Genomic DNA, 25,332 nt, shown 5'->3' with positions numbered 1-25,332 from the left:
TCCTCAACACCCCAAAAATCGGGAAGGGAACAGTTATGAAGAAAGTCGTGACCGCATTTCTTTTGGCCTGCACCGCAGTCGCCGTGCCTATGGGCGTATCCATGGCGCAGGATGCGAAGCTCGCCCCGATCTCCGACTACGTGACAAGCGACATAAAGCCCTGGCTGAACGATCCGGTTATCATCGAGGCCATCAAGGCGCAGAATGCCGCAAACGCCAATCTGGGCCAGGCCGATATCGACGCCCTCGACAAGAAGTGGCGCGCCGAGGTCGATGGTTCCGACCATTCGATGATTGACGGCGTGCTCGGCAATGCGCTGTCGAAATTCCTTCAGGAAAAGAAGGCTGCCTCCAATGGCAAGATTGCCGAGATCTTCGTCATGGATGCAAAGGGGCTGAATGTCGGCCAAAGCGATCCCACCTCCGACTACTGGCAGGGCGACGAAGGCAAGTTCCAGAAATCCTTCGGCGCCGGCAAGGACGCCGTCTTCGTCGACGATATCGAAAAGGACGAATCGACCCAGGCGCTGCAGTCGCAGGCAAGCGTCACGATTTCCGATGACAAGGGAACGCCGATCGGCGCCATCACCGTCGGCGTGAACGTCGACGCCCTCTGATCTCGGCTTCTCCTTCATATCGCCCTGAAGCCCCGCGCTTTTGGGCGATATGCTTTCTGCTCCCTGCGGGAAGGGTACCGCGCCCTGGTTTTTAAGCCGCAAATTCTGCGTGACAAAATGCTGCCGCGACGATACACACGCCCGATGTCGACCACTTCGATCTACGCCTCGCGATTTTATTTGTACCGCTGCTCCCAGCGGATGCGGGTCTATGCGTAACTGAAGTCGACGCGACGACAACCCGAACAGCCGCTAGTCTACCTGGCGGCTTTTTTGTTCCGCACGGTATGACCAAACAGGAGCCATACCGTGTCCGATACCATTGACGATCTCCGCATCCTCGAGATCACACCGCTGACCAAACCCGCTGATATCATCGCGGAAATCCCCCGAACCGTTGCCGTCAGCGAGACGGTAACCAGCAACCGCCATGCGATCCATAAGATTCTCGAGGGAGAAGACGACCGCCTGATCGTCGTCATCGGCCCTTGCTCCATCCATGATCCTGCTGCGGCACGCGAATATGCCGAGCGGCTGGCGGAACAGCGGCAGCGCTTCTCCAGCGATCTCGAAATCGTCATGCGCGTCTATTTCGAAAAGCCTCGCACTACGGTCGGCTGGAAGGGCTTGATGAACGACCCGCATCTCGATGGCAGCTACCGCATCGAGGAGGGGCTTCGGATTGCCAGGCGCCTGCTGCTCGACGTCAACGCCATGGGGCTGCCCGCCGGCGTCGAATTCCTCGAGACGATCACGCCGCAATACATTGCCGACCTCGTCAGTTGGGGCGCGATCGGCGCCCGCACGACGGAAAGCCAGATCCATCGCCAGCTCGCTTCCGGCCTCTCCTGCCCGATCGGCTTCAAGAACGGCACTGACGGCGGCGTCCGTGTCGCGCTCGACGCCATCCTAGCCGCCTCGCAGCCGCATCATTTCCCCGCCGTCACCAAGGACGGGCAAGCCGCCATTGCCTCGACGAAGGGCAATGAGGACTGCCACATCATCCTGCGTGGCGGCAAACAGCCGAACTATGAAGCAGCCGATGTCGAAGCTGTCGTGGGCGAAGCCGTCAAACTGGGTGTGACCCCACGCATCCTGATCGATGCCAGCCATGCCAACAGCAGCAAGGATCCGATGAACCAGCCGCGCGTCGTCAAATCCGTGGCCTCGCAGATCGCCGCCGGCAACCGCCACATCAAGGGCATGATGATCGAGAGCAACCTCGTCGCCGGCCGCCAGGATCTCGTGCCAGGCAAACCGCTGGTCTACGGCCAGTCCATCACCGACGGCTGCATCGACTGGGACATGTCGGTCGACGTGCTCGATAATCTGGCCCACGCCGTCCGCGATCGTCGCAAGGCCGCCGTCGCGGCCTGAGCGGCTCTATCAAGCGCGGCGGGCAGATATCCCGCCGCCCATTCGCATGTCAATCTTCGTCCAAAAGATGCAGGCCCTCATCGGTCCAGAAGCCGCCCCATGGTTCCGGTTTGACCAGGCCATAGGAAGCCAGCACTTCGACCGCGTCCGCCGGTGAGGGCTTTTCACGACGTGCGCCTGTGCAGGCACTTAGAGGCGACGACCATATTATAAGCGGTCACGCTTCGAATAGAGTCGAGATATTCATTATCGTCATAAACGACGTCACTCAAAAACAGGAGTGCAATCTTGTCCTGTGACTGAAGCATGATCTCCTCGTCCGGCGAAAGCGGCAGGTCATCGAAAAAGCTCATGGCATTATAATTCCTGAAGTACGTCTCGTTACCGCAAGCATATCTCATATCATTCTGTATATAGAATCTGGCGATCGGGACCGCCATCCGATTGAGAGCATGAGAGTGCTCGTATTTTCCGAGCCTCCGAAGATACTCGACCGGAAACGTGATAAACAGTAGAACAGGGCAGCAGATCATGAAGGCTAAGGTCGCGATCAATACTTTACGCACGACTGAGTAATTTCCTATTTGAAACGATGTTAGCTGGGTCTATCTAGGCCGATTGGCATGTCAGAGTGGCGAAGGTGCTATAGAAAACGCACAAACCCACTGCCCCATCATCAAAGGATCGGCTACATCGTGCTAGAAGCGGCCTTGCTCAATTGAAAGGACCCCATAAACACGTTTAGCTAGACAACGGGGCTACCGATGCGCTTGTTGAAAATTCTGGGCGGATTTTGCCTGTCATGCCTGATTGTCTTCGTTATCGCGATAGTTTGGTCAGGCCTTGCCGCCGATGCCATGATCTCGAATTGTCACGACAATTCCGCTGGCGAATACATTAGCGATTACGAGGCCCGGAAAGCTTACTGCGGAGAATTCGGCGCAAGTACGGCCGACAAAATGCCTTACGGGTATTGATAGAGTCCGCGGACCAACTGCCCCCCACTCCCCATCATCAAATAGTGGCCGCCCGCCAGCCCTAAGCGAGTTGACTTGAGGATTAGATCAGAGCTTTGTGAAAATGCATATCGTCGCAACAGCCGCGCCCATAGGTGCAAGATGAGTTTCGTTTTGTTAAAATACTAAGTCGTCCCATAGTATTATTCTTTACATTTTCTATACTTTTTATATGCTCCTATGGAGAAACCCTCCAGTCACACAAGAGCCCGGAAGAGCAGACGAGGGATATATTAAATAAATACCTTACTGAATCCCAGGAAATGGATCGAATACGATATGCGAGTTGTTCCAGAATCGAAGTGTCAGAAACCGAGCGGCTTGCAAACGTGAGCTTCTACGTGGGGTGCGAGGTTAAGAAACCGCTTTCGGCAGATCCCATTTTTCTCTCAGTGGCGTTCGGTGGTCGCGGTCAAGTTGAATTTATGGATGTATCGAGGAGTGACAAAAATGAAGCGCTAGGCGCAACCAAACCGGCAACTATGTGCCGGACGTCGCGTCAAGTTAGTCAGGCGCACAAGGTTCAATCGTGCCAGACAGGCCACCACCACCCCATAAAAAAATGGCGGTGCGCCGCTCTCAAGATCTCACCGGGAAATACCGCACATAGGCAAACTCGTCACCGTCTGGTGACCAGCAGGGCACGTTGATCGTGCCCTGCCCGCCGAACAGCTCGAACAACGTCTTCAGATTGCCGCCATCCATGTCCATCAGCCGCAGCCGCACATCGAGATCGCGCGGATGGTCGAAAACCGACGGGTCATAGGACAGGAGCAGAACCTTGTCATTGCTGGGCGATGGATGGGCGAACCAGTTACCCTGATTGTCCGACGTCACTTGCTCCAGCCCGCTGCCATCGGGGTGGATGCGCCAGATCTGCATCAGCCCGGTGCGGCTGGAATTGAAATAGATCCATTGTCCGTCAGCGGAATAATCCGGCCCGTCATTGCGGCCCTCGCCATGCGTCAGCCGCGTCTCGGCGCCGCCGTCGACGGAGATCGTATAGATGTCGAAGAGATCGTCGCGGATGCCGCAATAGGCAAGCTGGCGGCCATCGGGCGACCAGCCGTGCCAGTAGGACGGCTGGTTCTCAGTGACGAGCCGCGGCTTGCCGCCCTCGATGGGCAGGATATAGATCGTCGACTTGCCGAATTCGGTCTTATCAGAAATGACGATCTCGGTGCCATCGGGTGAAATGCCGTGATCATTGTTGCAGTTGACGGCAAAGCCGGTATCGACCTTGACGACTTCGCCGCCATCGAGCGGCAGTCGCCAGAGCAGCCCGTCGCCGTTCAAGAGCAGGTAGGAACCGTCGGGCGAGAAGTTCGGCGCCTCGACGAGCTTGTCCGTCTGCCAAACCTCGCGAGCTCTGCCCGTCCTGACATTGTAGATCTCGACCGAGCTGCGCATGTTTCCTCCCTCGCATTTCTAGAGCGATAGCGTCAACAATCCCGACAGCGCTAGCGATCCCGGAACCGGTTGGTGATCGGATAGCGCCGATCACGCCCGAAATTCTTCTTGGTGATCTTCACGCCCGGCGCCGATTGCCGCCGCTTGTATTCGGCGAGATAGAGCAGGTGCTCGATGCGATGGACGGTCGCCACATCATGGCCGCGCGCGACGATCTCCTCGACCGCCATCTCCTTCTCAACCAGGCATTCGAGAATATCGTCGAGCACCGGATAGGGCGGCAGCGAATCCTGATCCTTCTGGTCGGGACGCAGTTCGGCCGACGGCGCCTTGTCGATGATATTGTTCGGGATCACCTCGCCCGACGGCCCCAGCGCACTTGGCGGCACATTCTCGTTGCGCCAGCGGGCCAGCGCATAGACCTGCATCTTGTAGAGGTCCTTGATCGGATTGAAGCCGCCGTTCATGTCGCCGTAAAGCGTGGCGTAGCCGACCGACATTTCCGATTTGTTACCCGTCGTCACCACCATCGCGCCGAACTTGTTGGAGATCGCCATCAGGATGACGCCGCGCGCCCGGCTCTGCAGGTTCTCCTCGGTGATGCCGCTCTCCGTGCCCGCGAAGAGATCGGACAGCGCGCTGCTGAAGCCCATCACCGGCTGCTCGATCGGCACGATGTCATAGCGGCAGCCGAGCGCCTTTGCGCAATCGGCCGCGTCCTTCAACGAGTCTTCCGATGTGTAGCGGTAGGGCAGCATGACGGTGCGCACCCGCTCCTCGCCCAGCGCATCGACGGCGATTGCCGTGCAGATCGCCGAGTCGATGCCGCCGGAAAGGCCGAGCACCACCGTCTTGAAGCCGTTCTTGTTGACGTAGTCGCGAAAGCCGAGCAGGCAGGCGCGGTAGTCGGCCTCCTCGCCTTCAGGAATATGCGCCATCGGCCCTTCGGCGCAATGCCAGCCGGTTTCGCCGCGCTTCCATGTCGTCACCGCCAGCGCGGTCTCGAACTGGCTCATCTGGAAGGCGAGCGACTTGTCGGCATTGAAGGCGAAACTGGCGCCATCAAATACCAGTTCGTCCTGGCCGCCGAGCTGGGCGGCATAGACCAGCGGCAGGCCGGTCTCGATCACCTGCTTCAACACCACCTGATGGCGGATATCGACCTTGCCTCGATAATAGGGCGAACCGTTCGGCGACAGCAGAATCTCGGCCCCGCTTTCGGCCAGCGTCTCGCAGACGCCGAGGTCGCCCCAGATATCCTCGCAGATCGGAATGCCGATGCGCACGCCGCGGAAATTCACCGGCCCCGGCATGGCGCCCTGGTTGAAAACGCGCTTCTCGTCGAATTCGCCGTAGTTCGGCAGATCGATCTTGTCGCGCACCGCGATCACCGTGCCGCCGTCGAGCACGGCGACGGAATTGTAGCGTCCGGTCTCGTCCTGCCGGGGAAAACCAATGAGAACACCTGGCCCGCCATCGGCAGTGTCGGCGGCAAGATTCTCCACAGCTTTCCAGCAGGCGCGGATGAAGGCCGGCTTCAGCACCAGATCTTCAGGCGGATAGCCGGAGATGAAAAGCTCGGTCAGAACGAGCAGATGCGCCCCTTCGCGAGCCGCATCGGCGCGCGCTTCGCGTGCCTTGGCGAGATTGCCGGCGACATCGCCAACCGTCGGGTTGAGCTGGCCGATGGCAATGCGGAAGATATCAGAAAGAGCGTTTTCCTGTGTCATGTCATTTATTTAGCCTGCACCTTCCGCAACCGCAACATGTCCGCGGCAAAAGCCGCACCTTGCGGCGACGAAATTTTTGTGAACGGACACGCAACCGCCTCGCGGCATAGACACGCATTGCAATTTGCCGGAGGAGCGGAATACTGCGCCCGATAGCGACTGCATCGATAACGGGCACCGGAAACAGGCCATGTCTAATCTTTCGAACTTCATGCACCATCATTTCGACAAGCCGGCCGACGAACTCGGCGATATTGAAAAACGCGTGCTGGCAAAGGCGCACGCGCGCAAAGTCATCTCGACCGATGTCAACGCCGCTCTTTCCGCCGAGTCCTCGTTCGGTGAGCGCGTCGCCGACGGCATCGCCCGCGTCGGCGGTTCCTGGTCGTTCATCCTCGCCTTCCTGGCCTTCCTTGTGGTCTGGACGCTGATCAATACCATCATCCTGGCAACAGGCGCTTTCGACCCCTACCCCTTTGTTTTCCTCAATCTGATCCTGTCGATGCTCGCCGCCATCCAGGCGCCAATCATCATGATGTCGCAGAACCGCCAAGCCGAACGCGACCGCTTCGAAGCCGCCAAGGATTACGAAGTCAATCTCAAGGCCGAGCTCGAAGTGCTCTCCCTGCACCAGAAGATCGACATGCGCGTGCTGACCGAGCTTACGGCGCTTCGCGAGGACGTCGCCCGCCTCAGCGCCGATCTTGCCGCCAGGGGCTAAAGCATGTCGCGCAAAACTGTGCAGCGGATTTCCCAGGCAAAGCGCGAAGCGGTTTTCCCCGGGCAAGCCGCTAGGCGTTTCGCCGCAACGACGTGCGTAAAAACAAGAAACTAAAGCCCGAGGAGCGTATCTGAAAGATCGCGACGCGCTTTAGACCGGATACCTGTCATATTGCGGCAGGCCATCGGTGATCTCATAGAAATCGCCCTTGTCGGCGCAGTAGATGTGATGGCTGAAGGCAAGGCCGCTCGGTTCATCGAAAGTTCCGGCCATGACGGAAACCTCCGGCGATTGGTCTCCTTGCCAGAACAGCGCCGAACCGCAATTCGAGCAGAAGCCGCGCTGGGCTTCGGCGCTCGACCGATACCAGCGGATCGCGCCGGCATCTTCCACCGAAAGGGCCGTGCGCGGCACATTGACCGCAGCATAATAGAACCCGGTCTGCCGGCGGCATTGCGAACAATGGCAGCCGACAACGGGGCCAGGCTTCGCCCCAATCGAATATCGCACGGCGCCGCAAAGACAGCCGCCTGTATGCCGTTCGGTCATGATCGCTCTCCCCTTTTATGAGTGACACTTGCCGCCGATCGCGATTGCCGTCAAATCCATTCCGTTCAACAAAATCATCAGAAATCTTGACGCTCGCAGGCGTTGCCGGTGTCCAGTTGTTGCGGTCACCGCTGTTGCTTGTCGACAACACCCGCCCATCCCGTCACATGCCGGCATTGAATCAGTCGCTGTAGTCGGCGATACTGCAGCTCCAATTTCATTCAACCTCTGGGAGACTGACATGAGAGCGACCCTGTCCAAACAGAAAGGAAACATCGCCCACAGGGACATTCTGCCTCATGAATATTCGGTTCTCCCGCGCGAGGAAAAGCTCGCGACGCCATAACGCCTTCCTGAAATTCTTTCTGGACGATTCAACCGTCGACCGCGGTCGGCGTTGGTCGCGTATGCGAAAATTTCTCTCCTATTATCGCCCGCATCTGCCTTTGCTGCTGGCGGATCTGCTGTGCGCCATCCTCGTCGCCGGTACGGCGCTCGCCCTGCCGCTCTGCGCCAATATCGTCACCAGCCGTCTTCTGGCTCTGCCTAACGCCCCGGAGGCCTTTGCCCAGATCCTGGGGATGGGCGGCATCATGCTGGCCGTCCTGGCGGTCCAGATCGCCGCCATCTTCTTCGTCGATTATCGCGGCCACGTCATGGGCGCCCGTATCGAAGCGACGGTGCGGCAGGAACTCTTCGAACACTGCCAGCAGCTCTCCTTCAGCTTCTACGACCGCCAGCGCACCGGCCAGCTGATGAGCCGTATCACCAACGACTCCCTATGGCTGGGCGAGCTCTTCCACCACGGACCCGAGGACCTCTCCATCGCTGTGCTGAAATATGGCGGCGCCATGCTGGTACTGTTCTTCATCGATCCGCCGCTGGCCGGCCTTATCCTGCTGCTGACCCCTGTCGCGGTGATCTATGCGCTCTATTTCAACCGGCGCATGAACCGCGCACTGGAAGCCAGCAAGCATCAGATCGCCGCCGTGAACGAGCGGGTCGAGGATGCGCTCGCCGGCATCCGCGTCGTCCAGTCCTTCGCCAACGAGGCGCTGGAAAGGGAACGCTTCGCCGAGCAGAACCGGCGCTTCCTGCAAAGCCGCGCCGACGGCTACCGCAGCGAGGCATGGTTTTCGGTCGGCACGGAAACCTTCGCCCAGCTCGTCACCATACTGGTGATCGTCGTCGGAGGCCTGCGTATCCTGACAGCGGACCTGACCGTCCCGGATATGCTGACCTTTCTGCTCTGCGTTGCCGTGCTTGTCGATCCGGTCCAGCGGCTCGCCAATTTCGTGCGTCTCTGGCAGGAAGGCTACACCGGTTTCATCCGGGCGATGGAAATCCTGGAGATCGACCCTGATATCACCGATCGGCCCGCCGCCCGGCCGATGCCGGCGCCGAGGGGAGAGATCAGTTTCTCCAACGTCGCCTTCGGTTACGAGGCCGATGGCCCGCGCGTGCTGGAGCGGCTTTCCCTCACCATCGCGCCCGGCGAGTTCGTTGCCCTCGTCGGTCCTTCAGGGGTCGGCAAGAGCACGCTATGCGCGCTCATACCGCGCTTCTACGATGTCGAGGCCGGAGCGATCCGCATTGACGGCACTGATATCCGCGATGTGACGCTGGCCTCGCTGCGGCGCCATGTCGGGGTGGTGCAGCAGGATGTCTATCTCTTTGCCGGCACCGTGGCGGAGAACCTTCGCTACGGCAGGCCCGATGCCGGCGATGCGGAGCTGGAGGCGGCGGCCCGCGCCGCCAATGCGCACGACTTCATCATGGCCCTGCCTCAAGGCTATGACACCGATATCGGCCAGCGCGGCGTCAAACTCTCGGGCGGGCAGCGCCAGCGCCTCACCATTGCCCGCGCCTTCCTCAAGGATCCGGAGATCCTGATTTTCGACGAAGCGACCAGCGCGCTCGACAATGAGAGTGAACGGGCGGTGCAGCAGGCGCTGCTGAGCCTGGCGAATGGCCGGACCACCCTGGTCATCGCTCATCGCCTGTCGACCGTCCGCCATGCCGACCGCATCCTGGTTCTGACGGCAGAGGGCATCGTCGAACAGGGGACCCATGACCAGCTCATGGCGCAAGACGGCATCTATGCCAATCTCCATAGCGTCCAAGCCAGCATTTGAAGGCAATAAAAAACCCGGCATCACGCCGGGTTTTCTTCATCCGTATCGGGCTGGTCTCAGCCGTGAGCGACCATGCGCTTCTCGTCGCGTCCGCCCTTCATGCGCTCGGCAAGCAGGAAGGCGAGCTCGAGCGCCTGGTCGGAGTTGAGGCGCGGATCGCAATGGGTGTGGTAGCGGTCCTGCAGATCGTCGGCGGTGACGGCGCGGGCGCCACCGGTGCATTCCGTCACGTCCTTGCCGGTCATTTCGACATGGATGCCGCCGGGATGCGTGCCTTCGGCGCGGTGGATCTGGAAGAAGCTTTCGACTTCCGACAGAATCCGTTCGAAAGGACGGGTCTTGTAGTTGTTGAGCGTGATCGTGTTGCCGTGCATCGGGTCGCAGGACCACACCACCTTGCGGCCCTCGCGTTCGACGGCGCGGATCAGCCGCGGCAGGTTTTCAGCGACCTTCTCATGGCCGAAGCGGCAGATCAGCGTCAGGCGGCCGGCTTCGTTCGCCGGATTGAGAATATCGATTAGCTGCAACAGATCGTCGGCCTGCAGCGACGGGCCGCATTTCAGACCGATCGGGTTCTTGATGCCGCGGCAATATTCGATATGTGCATGGTCGGCCTGGCGCGTGCGGTCACCGATCCAGATCATGTGGCCTGATGTGGCATACCAGTCGCCGGAGGTGGAATCGACGCGGGTCAGCGCCTCCTCGTAGCCGAGCAGCAGCGCCTCATGGCTGGTGAAGAAATCAGTCTCGCGCAGACTCGGGTGGTTTTCCGAGGTGATGCCGATCGCCTTCATGAAATCCATGGTTTCGCTGATGCGGTCGGCAAGTTTGCGGTAACGCTCGCCCTGTGGGCTGTCCTTGACGAAACCGAGCATCCACTGATGCACGTTTTCGAGGTTGGCGTAACCGCCCATCGCAAAGGCGCGCAGAAGGTTCAGCGTTGCGGCCGACTGGCGGTAAGCCATGGCCTGACGCTCCGGGTTCGGAATGCGCGACTCTTCGGTGAACTCGATGCCGTTGATGATGTCGCCGCGATAGGCCGGCAGCGTCACGTCGCCCTGCTTCTCGACGTTCGACGAACGCGGCTTGGCGAACTGGCCGGCGATGCGGCCGACCTTGACGACGGGCAGCTGCGCGCCGAAGGTCAGCACGACGGCCATCTGCAGGAAGGCGCGGAAGAAGTCGCGGATATTGTCGGCGCCGTGTTCGGCGAAGCTCTCGGCGCAGTCACCGCCCTGCAGCAGGAAGCCGTTTCCGTCTGCGACATTGGCGAGATGCTTCTTCAGGCGGCGCGCCTCACCGGCAAAAACCAGCGGCGGATAGCTGGCGAGCGTGGCCTCCGTTGCCGCCAAAGCGGCTGCATCCGGATATTCGGGAACCTGCAGGATCGGTTTCTGCCGCCAGCTGCTCGGGGTCCAATTCTCTGCCATGTCACTCACCTCATTCACACCCGTCCCTGGGATGTACCTGTCCTTGATTGCGGCGGCTTATAGCCCTTTAGATCGGGCTTGCAAAGGCCAATCGCCCCGATGCTCCATGCCACGCTACCGCCATCGACCAACGCTCGCATACAGGTAGCAAAAATCCCCGTTTCCATCGTTAAACCGGCATATACCACGTCGGTTTCCCCATATTTTAGACTTTGAATGTAGAACCGGGAAGAGTTTCAACATCGGGGACACATCATGGCGATCCTTCCGCCGGGATTCATATCGGATCGTTCGGGCAATTTCGGCATCATGACGGCGTTGCTGATGGTGCCGCTCCTCGGCATGGCAGGCATGGCGGTGGATTTCGCCCACGCCATGAGCCTACGCACGCAGCTCTTTGCTGCCGCCGATGCCGCCGCCGTCGGCTCGATCGCCGAAAAATCCGGCGCGGTCGCCGCCGCCATGACCATGAGCGGCAATGGCACGATCTCTCTCGGCAAGACCGACGCCCGCAGCATCTTCCTGTCGCAGGTATCGGGAGAACTGTCGGATGTTAATGTCGATCTCGGCATCGACGTTACCAAGACCGCCAACAAGCTGAATTCACAGGTTTCCTTCACCGCGGTTGTGCCGACCACCTTCATGCGCGTTCTCGGCAAAGATTCGATCACCATCTCCGGCACGGCAACCGCCGAATATCTGACCGCATCGTTCATGGATTTCTACATCCTGCTCGACAACACGCCATCGATGGGCGTCGGCGCCACGGCGAAAGACGTCGCGACGATGGAAAAGAACACCAGCGATAGCTGCGCTTTCGCCTGCCACGAAACGGAAAATAAAAACAACTACTACAACCTTGCCAAGAAGCTCGGAGTCAGCATGCGCATCGATGTCGTGCGCCAAGCGACGAAGGAGCTGACGCTGACCGCGAAGTCGACGCGCGTTTCCACCAACCAGTTCCGCATGGGAGTCTATACCTTCGGCACCAAGGCCGAAGACGCCAATCTGACCACGATATCGGACCCGACGGACGACCTCGACAAGGTAGGCACCTACACTGACGCGGTTGATCTGATGACCATCCCGAAGCAGGGCTACAATAACGACCAGCAGACGAGCTTCGACAACGCGCTGACGCAGATGAAAGACATTATCACCACCCCCGGCGACGGCAGCACCGCCACGACACCGCAGAAGATCCTGTTCTTCGTCTCGGACGGCGTCGGCGACAGCGAAAAGCCGAAAGGCTGCACCAAGAAACTGACCGGCAACCGCTGCCAGGAGCCAATCGACACTTCCTTCTGCAAACCGCTGAAGGACAAGGGCATCAGGATTGCGGTGCTCTACACCACTTATCTACCTCTGCCGAAGAACAGCTGGTACAATACCTGGATCAGCCCCTTCCAAAGCCAGATCCCGACGAAGATGCAGGAATGCGCCTCGCCCGGCCTCTATTTCGAGGTGACGCCGACGGAAGGTATCGCCGATGCGATGAAGGCGCTATTCCTCAAGGTCATTCGCGCGCCTCGCATTACCAGCTAATGCATGTCGCCCGGAAGTGCACAGCGGTTCCGGGATAACGACATGCATCAAAACAAAGAGCTAAAGCACGTCGCATGAATCACGTTTGATGCGACGCGCTTTAAGCGCACACGGATGACTCAGACGCGCTGCCCGTCACGGACCCGATAGCTAGGAGCATACATGGTGACGAGCTCTTCGGCCGCAGTCGGGTGCAGCGCCATGGTCTGGTCGAAGTCGTCCTTGGTGCAGCCGGCCTTCAGCGTGACCCCGAGCAGCTGCGCCATCTCGCCGGCATCATGGCCAAGGATATGGGCGCCCACTACCTTGCGGCTTCCCGCATCGACGATCAGCTTCATGATCATCCGCTCGGCGCGGCCGGAAAGCGTCGCCTTCAACGGCCGGAACTGAGCCCGATAAACCTCGAGCTCACCGTAACGCTTGCCCGCCTCTTCTTCCGAAAGACCGACGGTGCCGATCTCCGGCTGCGAGAAGACGGCGGTGGGGATCAGCTCGTAGTCCGGCCGGGTCGGATTGTTCTTGTACTCGGTCTCGATGAAGCACATCGCCTCGTGGATCGCCACCGGCGTCAGCTGTACCCGGTTGGTGACATCGCCGAGCGCGTAGATGTTCTCGACATTGGTGCGGGAATAGTCGTCGACGATAATCGCGCCGCGCTCGTCGATCGCAACGCCGGCCGCCTCGAGGCCGAGGCCTTCGGTGTTCGGATCGCGCCCGAGCGCCAGCATGACGACGTCGGCCTGCAGCGTGCCGCTGTTCAGCGTCTCCAGAACGAGCCCGCCCTCGCCCTTAGAAACCTTCTGCAGCATGTCGTGGCAAAGGATGCAGATGCCCTTGGCGACCATCGCCTCATGCAGCCCGCGCCTCAGATCCTCGTCGAAGCGCGACAGGATCTCGGCGCCGCGATAAATCAGCGTCGTCTCGACGCCGAGGCCATGAAAGATATTGGCGAACTCGACGGCAATATAACCGCCGCCAGCGATGACGATCGATTTCGGTAGCTCTTCGAGATGAAAGGCCTCGTTGGAGGAGATGCAGAGCTCGTGGCCGGGAAGGGCTGCATGCGGGTTCGGCCGCCCGCCGGTGGCAATCACGATCGTCTTTGCCGTCACCGCCTGGCCAGTTTTCACAAGCCGCACCGTATGGGCGTCGACGAGTTCGGCGCGCGTTTCCAGGATCTCGGCATTGGCGCCGGCAAGGCCCTTCTTGTAGAGGCCTTCCAGCCGGGCAATTTCCGCATCCTTGGCCGCCACCAACTTCTTCCAGTCGAAGCTGCTTTCGCCGACCGTCCAGCCGAAGCCGGCCGCATCCTCGAAATGCTCATGGAACTGCGAAGCATAGACGAACAGCTTCTTCGGCACGCAGCCGCGGATGACGCAGGTGCCGCCGTAGCGGTATTCCTCCGCGATCGCCACCTTTTTGCCGAGCGAGGCAGCGACACGCGCGCCGCGCACGCCTCCGGAACCGCCGCCAATGACGAAGAGGTCGTAGTCGTAGGAAGACATGAGGAGCTCCGGAAGGGAATCGCTGGAAGGATGTTCCTGATATAGGGGTGATCGCCCTGAAAACAAAAGCCCGCTCCTGCATCATCCCGTTCCTCTCGCCCGAATTTTCCCGGCAAACGGTTGACCCGACCGCCTGAGGCTGGCAGGCAAATCCACGCTGTAAAAAAGAAGCCGGAGCAAAAGATGGATCAAACTCTCTTCGCCAACCTCTGCAAGGCTGGCAAATTCAAGGAAGCGCTCGGCCTTGCCATCCAAGGCCACGAGAACGAAAAATACGCGCCGAGCCGCTTTGCGATGGACAAGAAAACAGGACTGCCGATCTTCTACCGCGGCAACAAGCGCGTTGAGCCGGATGAAACGGGCGTATGGCAATTGGCCAAGAGCTCGAAGGATTGGGGCTGAGGGTCCGGCGCTCACAGAGCGCCATCTCCTGGCGGTTTGCCGCTTTCAAGCGGTGATGCGGAAATCCGTCGGCATTTCCGCAAGCTGGGTCGCTTCCGACTCGACGCCGGAAACCGATGCTCCCGCAGGCCCGCGGCCGAAACGATCGATCATTGTCGAGATGGCGGTATCGGATCCTGCGATCAAAGCGGTGACCGATCCGTCCGCTTCATTGCGCACCCAGCCTGTGAGCCCGAGCCGCAACGCCTCATCGCGCGCCCACATGCGGAATCCGACCCCTTGGACCCTACCTGATACTCGCACCTGCAAGCCCTCGTAATGAGCAGACATGTTGCCTCGCCAAAGCCTCATCAGTATTGCCGCATCCATCATAGCAAAAAAGCCCGGACGATGCCGGGCTTTTGCAAATCTGCGGAGGCAGCCCCTACTTCTGGGCAGCCGGGGCCGGAGCGGGTGCCGGAGCCACCGGGCTGTCGGTTGCCGGCGGCGGCGCCTTGATGACCTTGGAGAGTTCGGCATTGCTCTGCTTTTCCAGATCGCGAGAAATGCCCTGCGCCCAGATGTCGGCAGCCTTCGCCGTCTCGCGCGAGGCAACCGGGCCGTCGCGCAGCAGCTTCTTGCCGACGTCGGAATTATAGAAGTCGGCGATCGCCTTCAGTTCGTCGGCGGTGAAGGTCTTGGCATAGGTGAGCGCCGCCTCCTTCTCCAGATCGCCGCGGCGCGGCGCCAGCGCCAGCGCCTGCGCGTCGACCGTCGACGAAATGATGTCCTGGTAGTTCGGCGAATCCTGGATCAGGCCGGCCTTCAGGCGCTCGGCAAGACCGGGCAAAATGTTGTCGAACTGGGCGGTGGCGCCGATGGCGTCGATCGCCGCGCGAGAGGCCTTCAGCTGCTCCTCGGAGACCTCCTGCGCCTTGACGGCAGAGCCGAAGGCAAGACCGGAAAGAACGATGGTCGCAGCGGCAAAACGGCCAAGACCTGCAATGTTCATCATGTGTGTACGCTCCTGTTATCTGTTTGCCTGCAGCGTGCGCGCACCCGCAGGACCGGCAATGATTGCAAGTGCCGCCATATTGATAAAGAGCCCGTGTTCGACGACGCCGGGTATGGAATTCAGCTCGCTCGAAAGCGCCTCTGCATCAGGAATGCGGCCAAAAGATGCATCGATAATGTGATGGCCGCCATCCGTGGTAAACTCTCCGTCACCGGATTGGCGCAGACTGAGTTCGCCGGAAAGGCCGAGCCGGGCCGCGACCTTCTCGATCGCGATCCGTGTCGAGACGAGCCCGAACGGATTGACCTCAATCGGCAGCGCGTAGGCGCCGAGCGTTTCCACAAGCTTGCTCTCGTCGGCAATGACGATCATCCGCTCGGAAGCGGCCGCGACGATCTTTTCGCGCAGCAACGCGCCGCCGCCGCCCTTGATCAATCTGAGCGCCGGATCGACCTCGTCGGCGCCGTCGATTGTCAGGTCGAGTGCCGGCAGTTCATCGAGCGACTTCAGCGGCACGCCGAGCTCGACGCACAGCCGCGCCGTCCTTTCTGACGTCGGAACGCCTTCGACCTTGAAGCCGCTTGCGACTTTCTCCGCCAACAGGCGAACGAATTCTTCCGCTGTGCTGCCCGTGCCGATGCCGAGGCGCATTCCGTCTTCGACATGGGCGAGTGCGGCTGCGGCGGCCTTTATCTTCATTTCGCGGGCATCCATGCGCCGCCAACTCCGAATTATTGCGTTGGATGTGCTGTTTACACGGCTCGCCTGGCAAACGAAAGTCAAAATCATCACGGAAAATGAAAAGCCGAAACAAATGCCTGCGGCCTTCCCGGCCGGCATCCTAACGTTGCTTTCCGCCGCGCGATCGCCTACCTCTGGGATGATCCATCGTTCCGGAGCCGACCTGTCGTTCCCAGGGGAAACCTGTCGTGCCTCGGGACGACTTTTCTCCAGAACGACCCATTGCGCAAAGAGACAAGCCTTGACCATTTCCCACGCCCGCCCGGCACTCATCGTCTTCGATCTCGACGGTACCCTTCTCGATACCCATACGGATCTTGTCGAGAGCCTCAATCATACGATCTCAGCCCTTGGCCTCGACCCGGTCAGCTATGACGACCTCACCCATCTCGTCGGCCACGGCGCGCGCGTAATGATCGAACGCGCCTGCCGGCTGCGCGGCCATCCGCTCGAAAGCGACGCCCTGCCGGCGCTGGTCGAGCGCTTCGTCGCCCATTACGCCGGCAACATGCCCGGCCGCACCGAACCCTATCCCGGCCTCGTCGCCGCGATGGACCGGCTTAAATTTGCCGGTTACCGCCTCGCCGTCTGCACCAACAAGATGGAAAGCCTGGCGCTCGGCCTGCTCGAAAAACTCGACCTCGTCAGCTATTTCGATGCCATCACCGGCGGCGACAGCTTCCCCGTGCGCAAGCCCGACGCCCGCCACCTCACCGGCACCATCGACCGCGCCGGCGGCGACATCACCCGCACCGTGATGATCGGCGACAGCATCAACGACATCGCCGTGGCGAAGAACGCTGCCGTACCGTCGATCGCCGTGCCTTTTGGATATTCGGACGTGCCGGTTTCCAACCTGGATCCCGATATGATCATCACCCACTACGATGAGCTGACGCCGGAACTGGTGGAGCGGCTGCTGCGGGAGTATGCGGTGAAGGTCGCGGTCTGAGGAGTCCGCTCATTTGTCCTCTCCCTCCCTCATTCCTGTGCTTGTCACAGGAATCCAGCCGGCTTGCGTCCGCAAGCCGAAAAGACCCTTAAATTGAGACCAGCATCCATCACTTGAAGACGACATTGCTTCTGCAATGGCACCATTTGTCGACGGGGCTGCAATTCCCCGCCGCGTAGACAAGCGGCTGCTGGATTCCTGTGACGAGCACAGGAATGAGGGGCGAGTTTTGGGCGCCAGTCTGCCAAGCGCAACACTCCCCTACTCCTCACTCCCAAAACAAAACGGGCGGCCCGAAGACCGCCCATTCCATAACCCGCTAGACCCTGCGTCAAATCTGCGCGCCACGCGCCTTTGTCGTCGCGTCGAAGGCCTTGTCGACATAGCCGTCGCGGCCATAGACATCGTCGAAATATTCCACCACGCCGTCCTTGTTCGGCCAGGCGGTGAAATAGGAAACGTAGACCGGGATCTTCTGCGGCACCTTCACGGCATGGTTCTGCCCGGTGGCGATCTGCTTGGCGACGTCGTCGACCGTCGTGCCGAGCACGGCAGCTGCCATAGCACGCGGATTGGCAAGGCGCACGCAGCCGTGGCTCAAAGCCCGCATATCGCGCTTGAAGAAGCTTTTCGACGGCGTGTCGTGCATGTAGATCGCGTGGCTGTTCGGGAACAGGATCTTCAGTTCGCCGAGCGCATTGTCGCTGCTCGGCGGCTGGCGCACCGAGACATTATTGGTCGAGCCGTACCAATCGACGCTCGACGAGGCGACGGCATGGCCGTTCACCTCGACTTCATAGCCGAGCTGGTCGAGATAGTTCGGATCCGAACGCAGCTTCGGCAACATCTCGTTGATGATGATCGACTGCGGCACGCCCCAGAACGGGTTGAACTCCACCGTCTCGATCTCGTCGTCGAAGAAATAGGTTTGATTGTTCTTGCCGCCGACAACGACGCGCATCGACAGCTGTTCCTTGCCGTCATTGTGGTAATAGACCATGAAGGCCGGCTGGTTGATCATCACGTAGCGGGAACCAAGATCCTCCGGCAGCCAGCGCGCCTGCTCCATGGCGACGACGAGCTTGTCGATCTTCGAGGCATTGGTATCGCCACCGGTCATGGCCCGCACGGTCGCCTGGCCGATGACGCCATCGGCCTTCAGTCCGCGCTCTTGCTGGAAGGCCTCGACCAGCGAGACGATATCGGGCGAATAGTCGGTGCTGCCTGCGTAAGCGGCAAGCGTTGCCGCGTGATCGGTCTTCAGCGTTTCGGACCCATGCTTGCCGATCGCCTTGACGATATTGGCAATCTCGGGCGAGCTGTCGCCAGGCTTCAGCAGCTTGTCGAGCGAAACGACGATTCGCTCCTCGTTGCCGCCGTCGGCGGCGCGAAGCTTGGCAAGCTCCGCCTTCAGCGCCTCGAACTGAGCACCATCGGGCGAACGGCTGGCGATGTAGGCGCCGACATCGGGGCTCATGCGGGCAAGCTTCAGCACCGACGTCAGATTGACCGCCTTGCGCTGAAAGTCATGATAGCCGGAGATCTTGTTCGGATCGATGCGCCCACGCACGGTGTCCTGCACGAAAGCCAGTACCTTGGCCGAGAGTTCGAGCTCAAACTGCGTCAGCGCCCGGTCGCGGAAGGCGGGATCGGGATTGGCCGGGTCAATCGCCGGTGTCTGGACCGTATAATCGGCAGGATCGAGCCCGACGGAAGCCGCATCGGCAAGTGTCGCCATCGCCGACTTCGCGCGGTCGTTGATCTGGTTGCCATCGACCCAGACAAGCGGATTGCGGCTGTCGCCGTAATAGGCTTCGAGCACCTTCGCAACGTCCGCATTGGCGCGCACCTTGGCCTGCGCCAGGAAGCGGCGCTGGACTGCGGGTTCGGCGCTGGCATCGCCGCTTGCCGAAACATCGGCGACCGCGCCGGTGACGACGGGATCGGCAAACCTGCTGGTGTCGACGAACTGCAGCGTCTCTGTCTTATAGGTGTAGTAACGCGGGCCGCTCACCTTCGGAAGCGGCGCTTCCGGATCGAGCCCGCCGAGCGAGCCGCCGTCGGCGCCGCGCGGCACCGGACGGCCGGGCGCCTGATCCATGAAGATGGTGCTTTGGGTCCGCTGCCTGTCGCCGCGCAGCATGTCCATCAAAGTATAAGCATGCGCGGTTGCGGCACTCATAACCGCCACGCCGCAGGAAATTGCCAATGCGGATGCCGCGCTTTTCAAAACGAACGTCATATATCTTCCAGTCCCGGTGTCATGCTGTTCTCAGCTCAAATCCCGCGAAACTCAGCGTCCGGCTCATTGATCAGAAACCGGCCTGCGCCGCCAGCGCCGGCGGACTCAATTCTGTGTGACGGAGATCCTGCGCGGCGCCGCGCCGAAGTTCACACAAAATTATGAAATTATTAGTTAATTTTTTACCGAATTTTCGCATCCGGGCCAGTGGGACGAAATCGCCCGGACGCATAAAATTTTCAAAGTGGCCGAAAAAGCACGCACCACAACCCATCCAAACATGACTTTGGATTTCAATATTTCGCATGGGGTCCGGTTTTCTTGTCGGACGTTCCCACCTATAAGACCTCATCTTTCTCAGATGACCGAAAACAGCATGTAAAGGGAAGGCAAGGCCGATGACCGCAACCCGCACCGAAACCGATACTTTTGGCCCGATCGACGTCGCCGCCGACCGATATTGGGGCGCCCAGGCCGAGCGTTCGCTCGGCAATTTCAAGATCGGCTGGGAAAAGCAGCCGCTGTCGATCGTGCGTGCGCTCGGCATCGTCAAGCAGGCCGCAGCCCGCGCCAACATGTCGCTCGGCCAGCTCGACCCTGCACTTGGCAAGGCAATCGTCGACGCCGCCCAGGAAGTGATCGAGGGCAAGCTCGACGAGCATTTTCCGCTTGTCGTCTGGCAGACCGGTTCGGGCACGCAGTCCAACATGAATGCCAATGAGGTGATCTCCAATCGTGCCATAGAAATGCTTGGCGGCGTCATGGGTTCCAAGAAGCCGGTGCATCCGAACGATCACGTCAATATGAGCCAGTCGTCGAACGACACCTACCCGACGGCGATGCACATCGCCTGCGCCGAACGGATCGCTCATCACCTGCTGCCAAGTCTGAAGCACCTGCATGCCGCCCTCGACATGAAGGTCACCGAATTCAGCCACATCATCAAGATCGGCCGCACCCACACCCAGGATGCCACACCGCTGACGCTCGGCCAGGAATTTTCCGGTTATGCCGCCCAGGTCGGCTCCGCCATCAAACGCATCGAAATGACCCTGCCCGGCCTTTGCGAACTCGCCCAGGGCGGCACCGCCGTCGGCACCGGCCTCAATGCGCCAATCGGTTTCGCCGAGAAGGTGGCCGAAGAAATCGCGGCCATAACGGCCCTGCCCTTCGTCACCGCGCCGAACAAGTTCGAGGCGCTTGCCTCGCATGACAGCATGGTTTTTTCCCATGGCGCCATCAATGCGGCGGCCGCCGCCCTCTTCAAGATCGCCAACGACATCCGCCTGCTCGGCTCCGGCCCGCGCGCCGGCCTCGGCGAACTGGCGCTGCCGGAAAACGAACCCGGCTCCTCGATCATGCCCGGCAAGGTCAACCCGACCCAGTGCGAGGCGCTGACGCAGGTCTGCATCCACATCTTCGGCAATCATGCCGCGCTGACCTTCGCCGACAGCCAGGGCCATTTCGAGCTCAACGTCTACAATCCGATGATGGCCTATAATTTCCTGCAATCGGTGCAGCTGCTGGCCGACGCCGCCGTCTCCTTCACCGACAATTGCGTCGTCGGCATCGAGGCGCGCGAGGACAACATCAAGGCCGGCCTCGACCGCTCGCTGATGCTGGTAACCGCGCTCGCCCCGAAGATCGGCTACGACGCCGCCGCCAAGATCGCCAAGACCGCGCATAAGAATGGCACGACGCTGAAGGAAGAAGCCCTCGCCAGCGGACTGGTCTCGGCGGAGGATTACGATGCGATTGTCCGCCCGGAAACGATGATCGGCCCGAAGTAGGACCTTGGGGAGTACCGCCCACCGCCCCTCCCTCATTCCTGTGCTCGTCACAGGAATGAGGGAGGTTGGGGTAGCCATTCTCGCTGAATTTTTTGACCAACGCGGACAAACCCGCATCCGCCTGCCGCGGCAACCCACAGCCCTGGCAAACCTCACACCAACAGCGAAAAATTGTCCATCACGACCGAATTGCCCATGAAATCGAAACGGATATCTTCAATGTCTTCGATATTCACGTCGAGACTGGGGCCAGTGACCTCAAGCTCCTGCTGATAGACAATCTGGCCGTCGTTCAGGGCAGTGAGCGTCAGGTGAAAGGGCAATGCGGACAGTTCGGCGATCGAGACGCCCTGAAAGGTAAACTCGCCGCCATCGACCATTTTCAAGGTCACCGGCAGCGCGCCCGGGGATAGCACGGTATCGCTGAAGCCGTCCTCGGTGATGGCGTCGACGCCCGGGATGGTATCGTAGACGATGCCGTTCAGAAGCGTCAGCTCCTGACTGTCGTTCACGGAGAGCGCAAAGCCCCGATAGTCGGGAAGGAAGAAATTATCCGCCCTCGACGTGACGCCCATGTCGTCAAAATCCAGGACCTCGTGGTATTTTTCGCCTTCGTTGACGCCGTCGATCGCCAGCGTCAGCACGCCGAGGTCCGTGCCCCCCGAGCCATCGGACATCTTGTAGCTCAGCGTCTCGATGAGCTGATCGTATTTCCCTAAATTCTTCACCAGGTCGAGAGTGTAGTCCAGCTCGTACGTGAAGTAACCGTCAGGTTTCACCTTGAAGGTTCCGTACTTGCCTTCGATGATCGTTTCATGGTCAGGCCCATGTTTGGCGTCGATACGCACGCCATTGACGAAGCGCGCATACATCTCCGCTCCTTCGGGATCGCTGGCGAGGCGCAGCAGATCGCCCCTGATCCAGTCATGTTCGAAAAAAACGAGTAGGTCGTCGACAGCAGTTGGCTTTGCATTTGGCATTGGAAGCCCCGGCAGGTTAACGCTGCGGGAATATGAACCGGACTTGATCTGGAGGCAACCTGAAGTCGGCCGTTTCGCGACAAATGTCGATCTCGCCTTTCTTTTACTCGCCTGCCGCGTGTGACATCCCGACGGCAAAATGCAGCACGACATGGCCGCAAGGCCAAACTCCGCCGCATGCAGATTGCTTTTGCCCGACAGGGGATTTAGATCGGTTCCAATTTAGCGACGCGCCCACCAGAAAGGTCACTTCGATGGCTGACGATCTCTTCCCGCTCGGCAAGGACACCACGCCCTATCGCAAGATCAGTAGCGATCATGTGTCGGTCGATAGCTTCAAGGGCCAAGACATCCTGACCGTCGAGCCGGAAGGCATCCGCCTGCTTGCCGAAACGGCCTTTGCCGACATCAACCACCTGCTGCGCCCCGGCCATCTGAAGCAGCTCGCCTCGATTCTCGACGACCCCGAGGCGACCGACAATGACCGCTTCGTCGCCTACGACCTCCTGAAGAATGCCAATATTGCTGCCGGCGGCGTGTTGCCGATGTGCCAGGATACCGGCACGGCGATCATCATGGGCAAGAAGGGTCGCAGGGTCTGGACCGAAGGCGGCGATGGCGCCGCCCTCGCCCGCGGCGTCATGGATGCCTATGAGAAGAAGAACCTGCGTTATTCGCAGCTCGCGCCGGTGAAAATGTTCGAGGAGAAGAACACCCGCAATAACCTGCCGGCCCAGATCGACATCTACGAGGAAGGGACCGACGCCTATGAATTCCTCTTCGTCGCCAAGGGCGGCGGCTCGGCCAACAAGACCTTTCTCTACCAGGGCACGCCCTCGCTTTTGACGCATGACCGGATGATCGACTTCCTTAAGGAGAAGATCCTGACGTTAGGGACGGCAGCCTGTCCGCCCTATCATCTGGCGATCGTCATCGGCGGCACCTCGGCCGAGATGAACCTGAAGACCGTCAAGCTCGCCTCGACCCGCTATCTCGACGAGCTGCCGACCGAAGGTTCGGAAAGCGGCCACGCCTTCCGCGATCTCGAGATGGAGAAGGAAATCCACAGACTGACGCAGCAGATGGGCGTCGGCGCCCAGTTCGGCGGCAAGTATTTCTGTCATGATGTGCGTGTCATCCGCCTGCCCCGCCATGGCGCTTCGCTGCCGATCGGCCTCGGCGTCTCCTGTTCCGCTGACCGCCAGGCCAAGGGCAAAATCACCCGCGACGGCATCTTCATCGAGCAGCTCGAAACCGATCCGTCGAAATACATGCCCGAGATCGATGAGGCGAAGCTGTCGGAATCGACTGTGCGTATCGATCTCAACCGGCCGATGGCCGAGGTGCTTGCCGAACTGTCGCAACATCCGGTCAAGACGCGCCTGTCCTTGACCGGCACGATCATCGTCGCCCGCGACCTGGCGCATGCCAAGATCCGCGAGCGGCTGGAAAAGGGCGAAGGCATGCCCGATTACCTGAAAAACCACCCGGTCTACTACGCCGGTCCGGCCAAGACGCCCGCCGGCTACGCCTCCGGCTCCTTCGGCCCGACGACGGCCGGCCGCATGGACAGTTACGTCGACCAGTTCCAGTCCTTCGGCGGCTCGATGGTGATGCTCGCCAAGGGCAACCGGTCACGGGCGGTGCGCGAGGCCTGCAAGAAACACGGCGGCTTCTACCTCGGCTCGATCGGCGGCCCTGCCGCCCGCCTCGCCCAGGACTGCATCCGTAAGGTCGAAGTCTTCGAATATCCCGAACTCGGCATGGAAGCGGTGTGGAAGATCGAGGTCGAAGACTTTCCCGCCTTCATCGTCATCGACGATAAGGGCAATGATTTCTTCCAGGAATTGAACCTGGGCTGATATCGACAAGTCGAAGACGATCTCCGGCAGAGAAGAACTGTAAGTTTTTCAGACACCGTTCTCACACAATGAGTATGCACTGTCTCGCCAAAGATACGTTTTTCCGTGCAGAATCATAGGCCTGCAAGAAGTATTGACCCATGGGGCAATTGTCGTATGTAGTATTTGGTATATATCGCTTTAATCTTTTCCCAAGAAATTTAAGCTACCAAATAGAATATTGCCTTTGAATATATGAGGAGTTCGCCGGATGAATACGGCTGTCGCGCCCAAGGTGCAGGTTCCCGATGTTGCGGGCCAGATCACCTATGCCATGCGCTCGATGGGCGTTGCGCCGATACCGCGCAATTACGAACTCTTCTACGAGGCCTATATCGGTTCCAATCCGGCGCTCACCCGCGAGCTTTCCGCGCTCGGCAGCCAGGCGACGCAGGCCGAACTTGACGCGCTTGGCGCGCAATATTTCACCAGCAGCCCGGTCCGCGTCGTCGATGACGCCCATACCCGCATATCAGGCGAACTCGACGGCCTGCTGCGGATCCTGAAACAGGAGCAGAGTTCGCTCGAAAGCTATACCAGGCTGCTCGGCGAGACCCATAAGCGCATCACCTCCAAGAGCAATGCCAGCGTCGAGCTGATCGAAAACGCCATCGAACTTTTGAGCCAGGCGACCGGCGACACCATGGCGCACGGCGAACGCACCGTCGAGGACGTCGTCCAACGCTCGCAGGAGATGGACCAGGTCCGCAAGGAACTGGACGAATACAAACGCATCGCCAACACCGATTCGCTGACGCGCCTTTCCAACCGCCGCGCCTTCGACGAGCGCCTCGCCGCCGTTTTCAACAATCCCGGCATGCGGCCCGTGACGGCCCTGCTGCTCGCCGACATCGACAACTTCAAGAAGATCAACGACACCTACGGCCATCCCGTCGGCGACAAGATCCTTGCCACCGTCGCCTCCGTCATCCGCAGCAACGTCCGGCGCGATGTCTTCGTCGCCCGTGCCGGCGGCGAGGAATTCGCCCTCATCATCGACGGCAATACGCCCGAGGAAATCACGGCAATCGCCGAGCGCATCCGCCGCACGCTGGAAACGACCCCGTTCAAGAATTCCCGCACGCGGGTCAATTATGGCCCGATCACCGTTTCGATCGGCATCTGCATGGCCTCCAGCGCCGAGGATGCCGGCGAACTCTACAGCAAGACCGACATCGCCCTTTACGGCGCCAAGAATGCCGGCCGCAACTGCACGATCCTCTATCAGGACGGCATGCAGAAGGATTTCACCAAGAGCTGGCTGATCTACAAGACCTGACGGCCGTTCCACTCCG

Annotated in this window: 22 protein-coding genes; 10 read left to right on the top strand and 12 right to left on the bottom strand. The window is 60.1% G+C overall.

What is annotated here, in order from left to right; genetic code table 11:
• Window positions 1-35: 35 nt before the first annotated feature.
• Together FHX03_RS30070 and FHX03_RS30065 are read left to right on the top strand one after the other, a co-directional pair.
• Window positions 36-617, top strand: coding sequence for a hypothetical protein (locus FHX03_RS30070; RefSeq protein WP_097628556.1), 582 nt, complete (start codon window positions 36-38; stop codon window positions 615-617).
• A 309-nt stretch (window positions 618-926) separates the two neighbouring features.
• Window positions 927-1,994 (top strand): 3-deoxy-7-phosphoheptulonate synthase, encoded by a 1,068-nt coding sequence (locus FHX03_RS30065; RefSeq protein ID WP_017994258.1) that lies wholly within the window; start codon window positions 927-929, stop codon window positions 1,992-1,994.
• Between the two features lie 164 nt (window positions 1,995-2,158).
• Here FHX03_RS30065 and FHX03_RS34695 read toward each other — a convergent pair whose 3' ends face one another.
• From FHX03_RS34695 to FHX03_RS30050, 3 genes are all read right to left on the bottom strand, one after another.
• The gene (locus FHX03_RS34695) at window positions 2,159-2,347 is read right to left on the bottom strand and encodes a hypothetical protein (protein ID WP_246699304.1); all 189 of its coding nucleotides are present in this window, start codon (window positions 2,345-2,347) and stop codon (window positions 2,159-2,161) included.
• 1,242 nt (window positions 2,348-3,589) lie between these two features.
• Window positions 3,590-4,420, bottom strand: coding sequence for a TolB family protein (locus FHX03_RS30055; protein WP_097628553.1), 831 nt, complete (start codon window positions 4,418-4,420; stop codon window positions 3,590-3,592).
• 50 nt (window positions 4,421-4,470) lie between these two features.
• On the bottom strand, window positions 4,471-6,150 hold the full coding sequence (locus tag FHX03_RS30050) for an NAD+ synthase (RefSeq protein WP_183856734.1): 1,680 nt from the start codon (window positions 6,148-6,150) through the stop codon (window positions 4,471-4,473).
• Window positions 6,151-6,340: 190 nt separating this feature from the next.
• On the opposite strand from FHX03_RS30050, the gene FHX03_RS30045 reads away from it, so the two are divergent.
• Complete coding sequence (locus tag FHX03_RS30045) at window positions 6,341-6,871, top strand: DUF1003 domain-containing protein (RefSeq protein ID WP_064838705.1); 531 nt, start codon at window positions 6,341-6,343, stop codon at window positions 6,869-6,871.
• 150 nt (window positions 6,872-7,021) lie between these two features.
• Here FHX03_RS30045 and FHX03_RS30040 read toward each other — a convergent pair whose 3' ends face one another.
• On the bottom strand, window positions 7,022-7,420 hold the full coding sequence (locus tag FHX03_RS30040) for a GFA family protein (RefSeq protein WP_097628551.1): 399 nt from the start codon (window positions 7,418-7,420) through the stop codon (window positions 7,022-7,024).
• Window positions 7,421-7,719: 299 nt separating this feature from the next.
• Here FHX03_RS30040 and FHX03_RS30035 point away from each other — a divergent pair, with 299 nt between their 5' ends.
• Complete coding sequence (locus tag FHX03_RS30035; RefSeq protein WP_183856732.1) at window positions 7,720-9,555, top strand: ABC transporter ATP-binding protein; 1,836 nt, start codon at window positions 7,720-7,722, stop codon at window positions 9,553-9,555.
• Window positions 9,556-9,611: 56 nt separating this feature from the next.
• Here FHX03_RS30035 and FHX03_RS30030 read toward each other — a convergent pair whose 3' ends face one another.
• Entirely contained in the window at window positions 9,612-10,985 is a 1,374-nt protein-coding gene (locus FHX03_RS30030) for a class II 3-deoxy-7-phosphoheptulonate synthase (protein ID WP_097628549.1), read from the bottom strand.
• A gap of 255 nt (window positions 10,986-11,240) precedes the next feature.
• Between FHX03_RS30030 and FHX03_RS30025 the strand changes: the two genes are divergently transcribed.
• Window positions 11,241-12,530 carry a vWA domain-containing protein gene (locus FHX03_RS30025; protein ID WP_097628548.1) on the top strand — a complete coding sequence of 430 codons (1,290 nt, stop codon included), beginning with the start codon at window positions 11,241-11,243 and terminating at the stop codon, window positions 12,528-12,530.
• Between the two features lie 119 nt (window positions 12,531-12,649).
• On the opposite strand, the gene gor is transcribed toward FHX03_RS30025, so the two are convergent.
• Window positions 12,650-14,035, bottom strand: coding sequence for a glutathione-disulfide reductase (gene gor, locus FHX03_RS30020; RefSeq protein WP_183856730.1), 1,386 nt, complete (start codon window positions 14,033-14,035; stop codon window positions 12,650-12,652).
• Between the two features lie 183 nt (window positions 14,036-14,218).
• Here gor and FHX03_RS30015 point away from each other — a divergent pair, with 183 nt between their 5' ends.
• Complete coding sequence (locus tag FHX03_RS30015) at window positions 14,219-14,437, top strand: hypothetical protein (protein WP_003569075.1); 219 nt, start codon at window positions 14,219-14,221, stop codon at window positions 14,435-14,437.
• A gap of 45 nt (window positions 14,438-14,482) precedes the next feature.
• On the opposite strand, the gene FHX03_RS30010 is transcribed toward FHX03_RS30015, so the two are convergent.
• The 3 genes from FHX03_RS30010 to rpiA form a co-directional block, all read right to left on the bottom strand.
• Entirely contained in the window at window positions 14,483-14,767 is a 285-nt protein-coding gene (locus tag FHX03_RS30010) for an acylphosphatase (RefSeq protein ID WP_097628651.1), read from the bottom strand.
• A gap of 94 nt (window positions 14,768-14,861) precedes the next feature.
• Complete coding sequence (locus tag FHX03_RS30005; RefSeq protein ID WP_003579679.1) at window positions 14,862-15,431, bottom strand: DUF2059 domain-containing protein; 570 nt, start codon at window positions 15,429-15,431, stop codon at window positions 14,862-14,864.
• Between the two features lie 15 nt (window positions 15,432-15,446).
• Complete coding sequence (gene rpiA, locus FHX03_RS30000; protein ID WP_183856728.1) at window positions 15,447-16,145, bottom strand: ribose-5-phosphate isomerase RpiA; 699 nt, start codon at window positions 16,143-16,145, stop codon at window positions 15,447-15,449.
• A gap of 268 nt (window positions 16,146-16,413) precedes the next feature.
• On the opposite strand from rpiA, the gene FHX03_RS29995 reads away from it, so the two are divergent.
• Window positions 16,414-17,124 carry an HAD family hydrolase gene (locus tag FHX03_RS29995; protein ID WP_183856726.1) on the top strand — a complete coding sequence of 237 codons (711 nt, stop codon included), beginning with the start codon at window positions 16,414-16,416 and terminating at the stop codon, window positions 17,122-17,124.
• Between the two features lie 331 nt (window positions 17,125-17,455).
• Here the strand turns inward: FHX03_RS29995 and FHX03_RS29990 are convergent, their stop codons facing one another.
• Entirely contained in the window at window positions 17,456-19,366 is a 1,911-nt protein-coding gene (locus FHX03_RS29990; RefSeq protein WP_183856724.1) for a murein L,D-transpeptidase, read from the bottom strand.
• 70 nt (window positions 19,367-19,436) lie between these two features.
• Entirely contained in the window at window positions 19,437-19,673 is a 237-nt protein-coding gene (locus tag FHX03_RS29985; RefSeq protein ID WP_143541935.1) for a hypothetical protein, read from the bottom strand.
• A 91-nt stretch (window positions 19,674-19,764) separates the two neighbouring features.
• Here FHX03_RS29985 and fumC point away from each other — a divergent pair, with 91 nt between their 5' ends.
• Window positions 19,765-21,156, top strand: a complete 1,392-nt coding sequence (fumC, locus tag FHX03_RS29980) for a class II fumarate hydratase (protein ID WP_183856722.1) — start codon at window positions 19,765-19,767, stop codon at window positions 21,154-21,156.
• A gap of 152 nt (window positions 21,157-21,308) precedes the next feature.
• Here the strand turns inward: fumC and FHX03_RS29975 are convergent, their stop codons facing one another.
• Complete coding sequence (locus FHX03_RS29975; RefSeq protein WP_183856720.1) at window positions 21,309-22,136, bottom strand: VCBS domain-containing protein; 828 nt, start codon at window positions 22,134-22,136, stop codon at window positions 21,309-21,311.
• A gap of 254 nt (window positions 22,137-22,390) precedes the next feature.
• Between FHX03_RS29975 and FHX03_RS29970 the strand changes: the two genes are divergently transcribed.
• The gene (locus FHX03_RS29970) at window positions 22,391-23,998 is read left to right on the top strand and encodes a fumarate hydratase (RefSeq protein WP_183856718.1); all 1,608 of its coding nucleotides are present in this window, start codon (window positions 22,391-22,393) and stop codon (window positions 23,996-23,998) included.
• Window positions 23,999-24,248: 250 nt separating this feature from the next.
• Window positions 24,249-25,316, top strand: a complete 1,068-nt coding sequence (locus tag FHX03_RS29965; RefSeq protein WP_097628540.1) for a GGDEF domain-containing protein — start codon at window positions 24,249-24,251, stop codon at window positions 25,314-25,316.
• Window positions 25,317-25,332 lie beyond the last annotated feature (16 nt).

The organism is Rhizobium sp. BK456 (assembly GCF_014194045.1).
In the GTDB taxonomy this organism is placed as follows: domain Bacteria; phylum Pseudomonadota; class Alphaproteobacteria; order Rhizobiales; family Rhizobiaceae; genus Rhizobium; species Rhizobium redzepovicii.
This window is presented reverse-complemented; position numbering and strand designations above follow the sequence as displayed.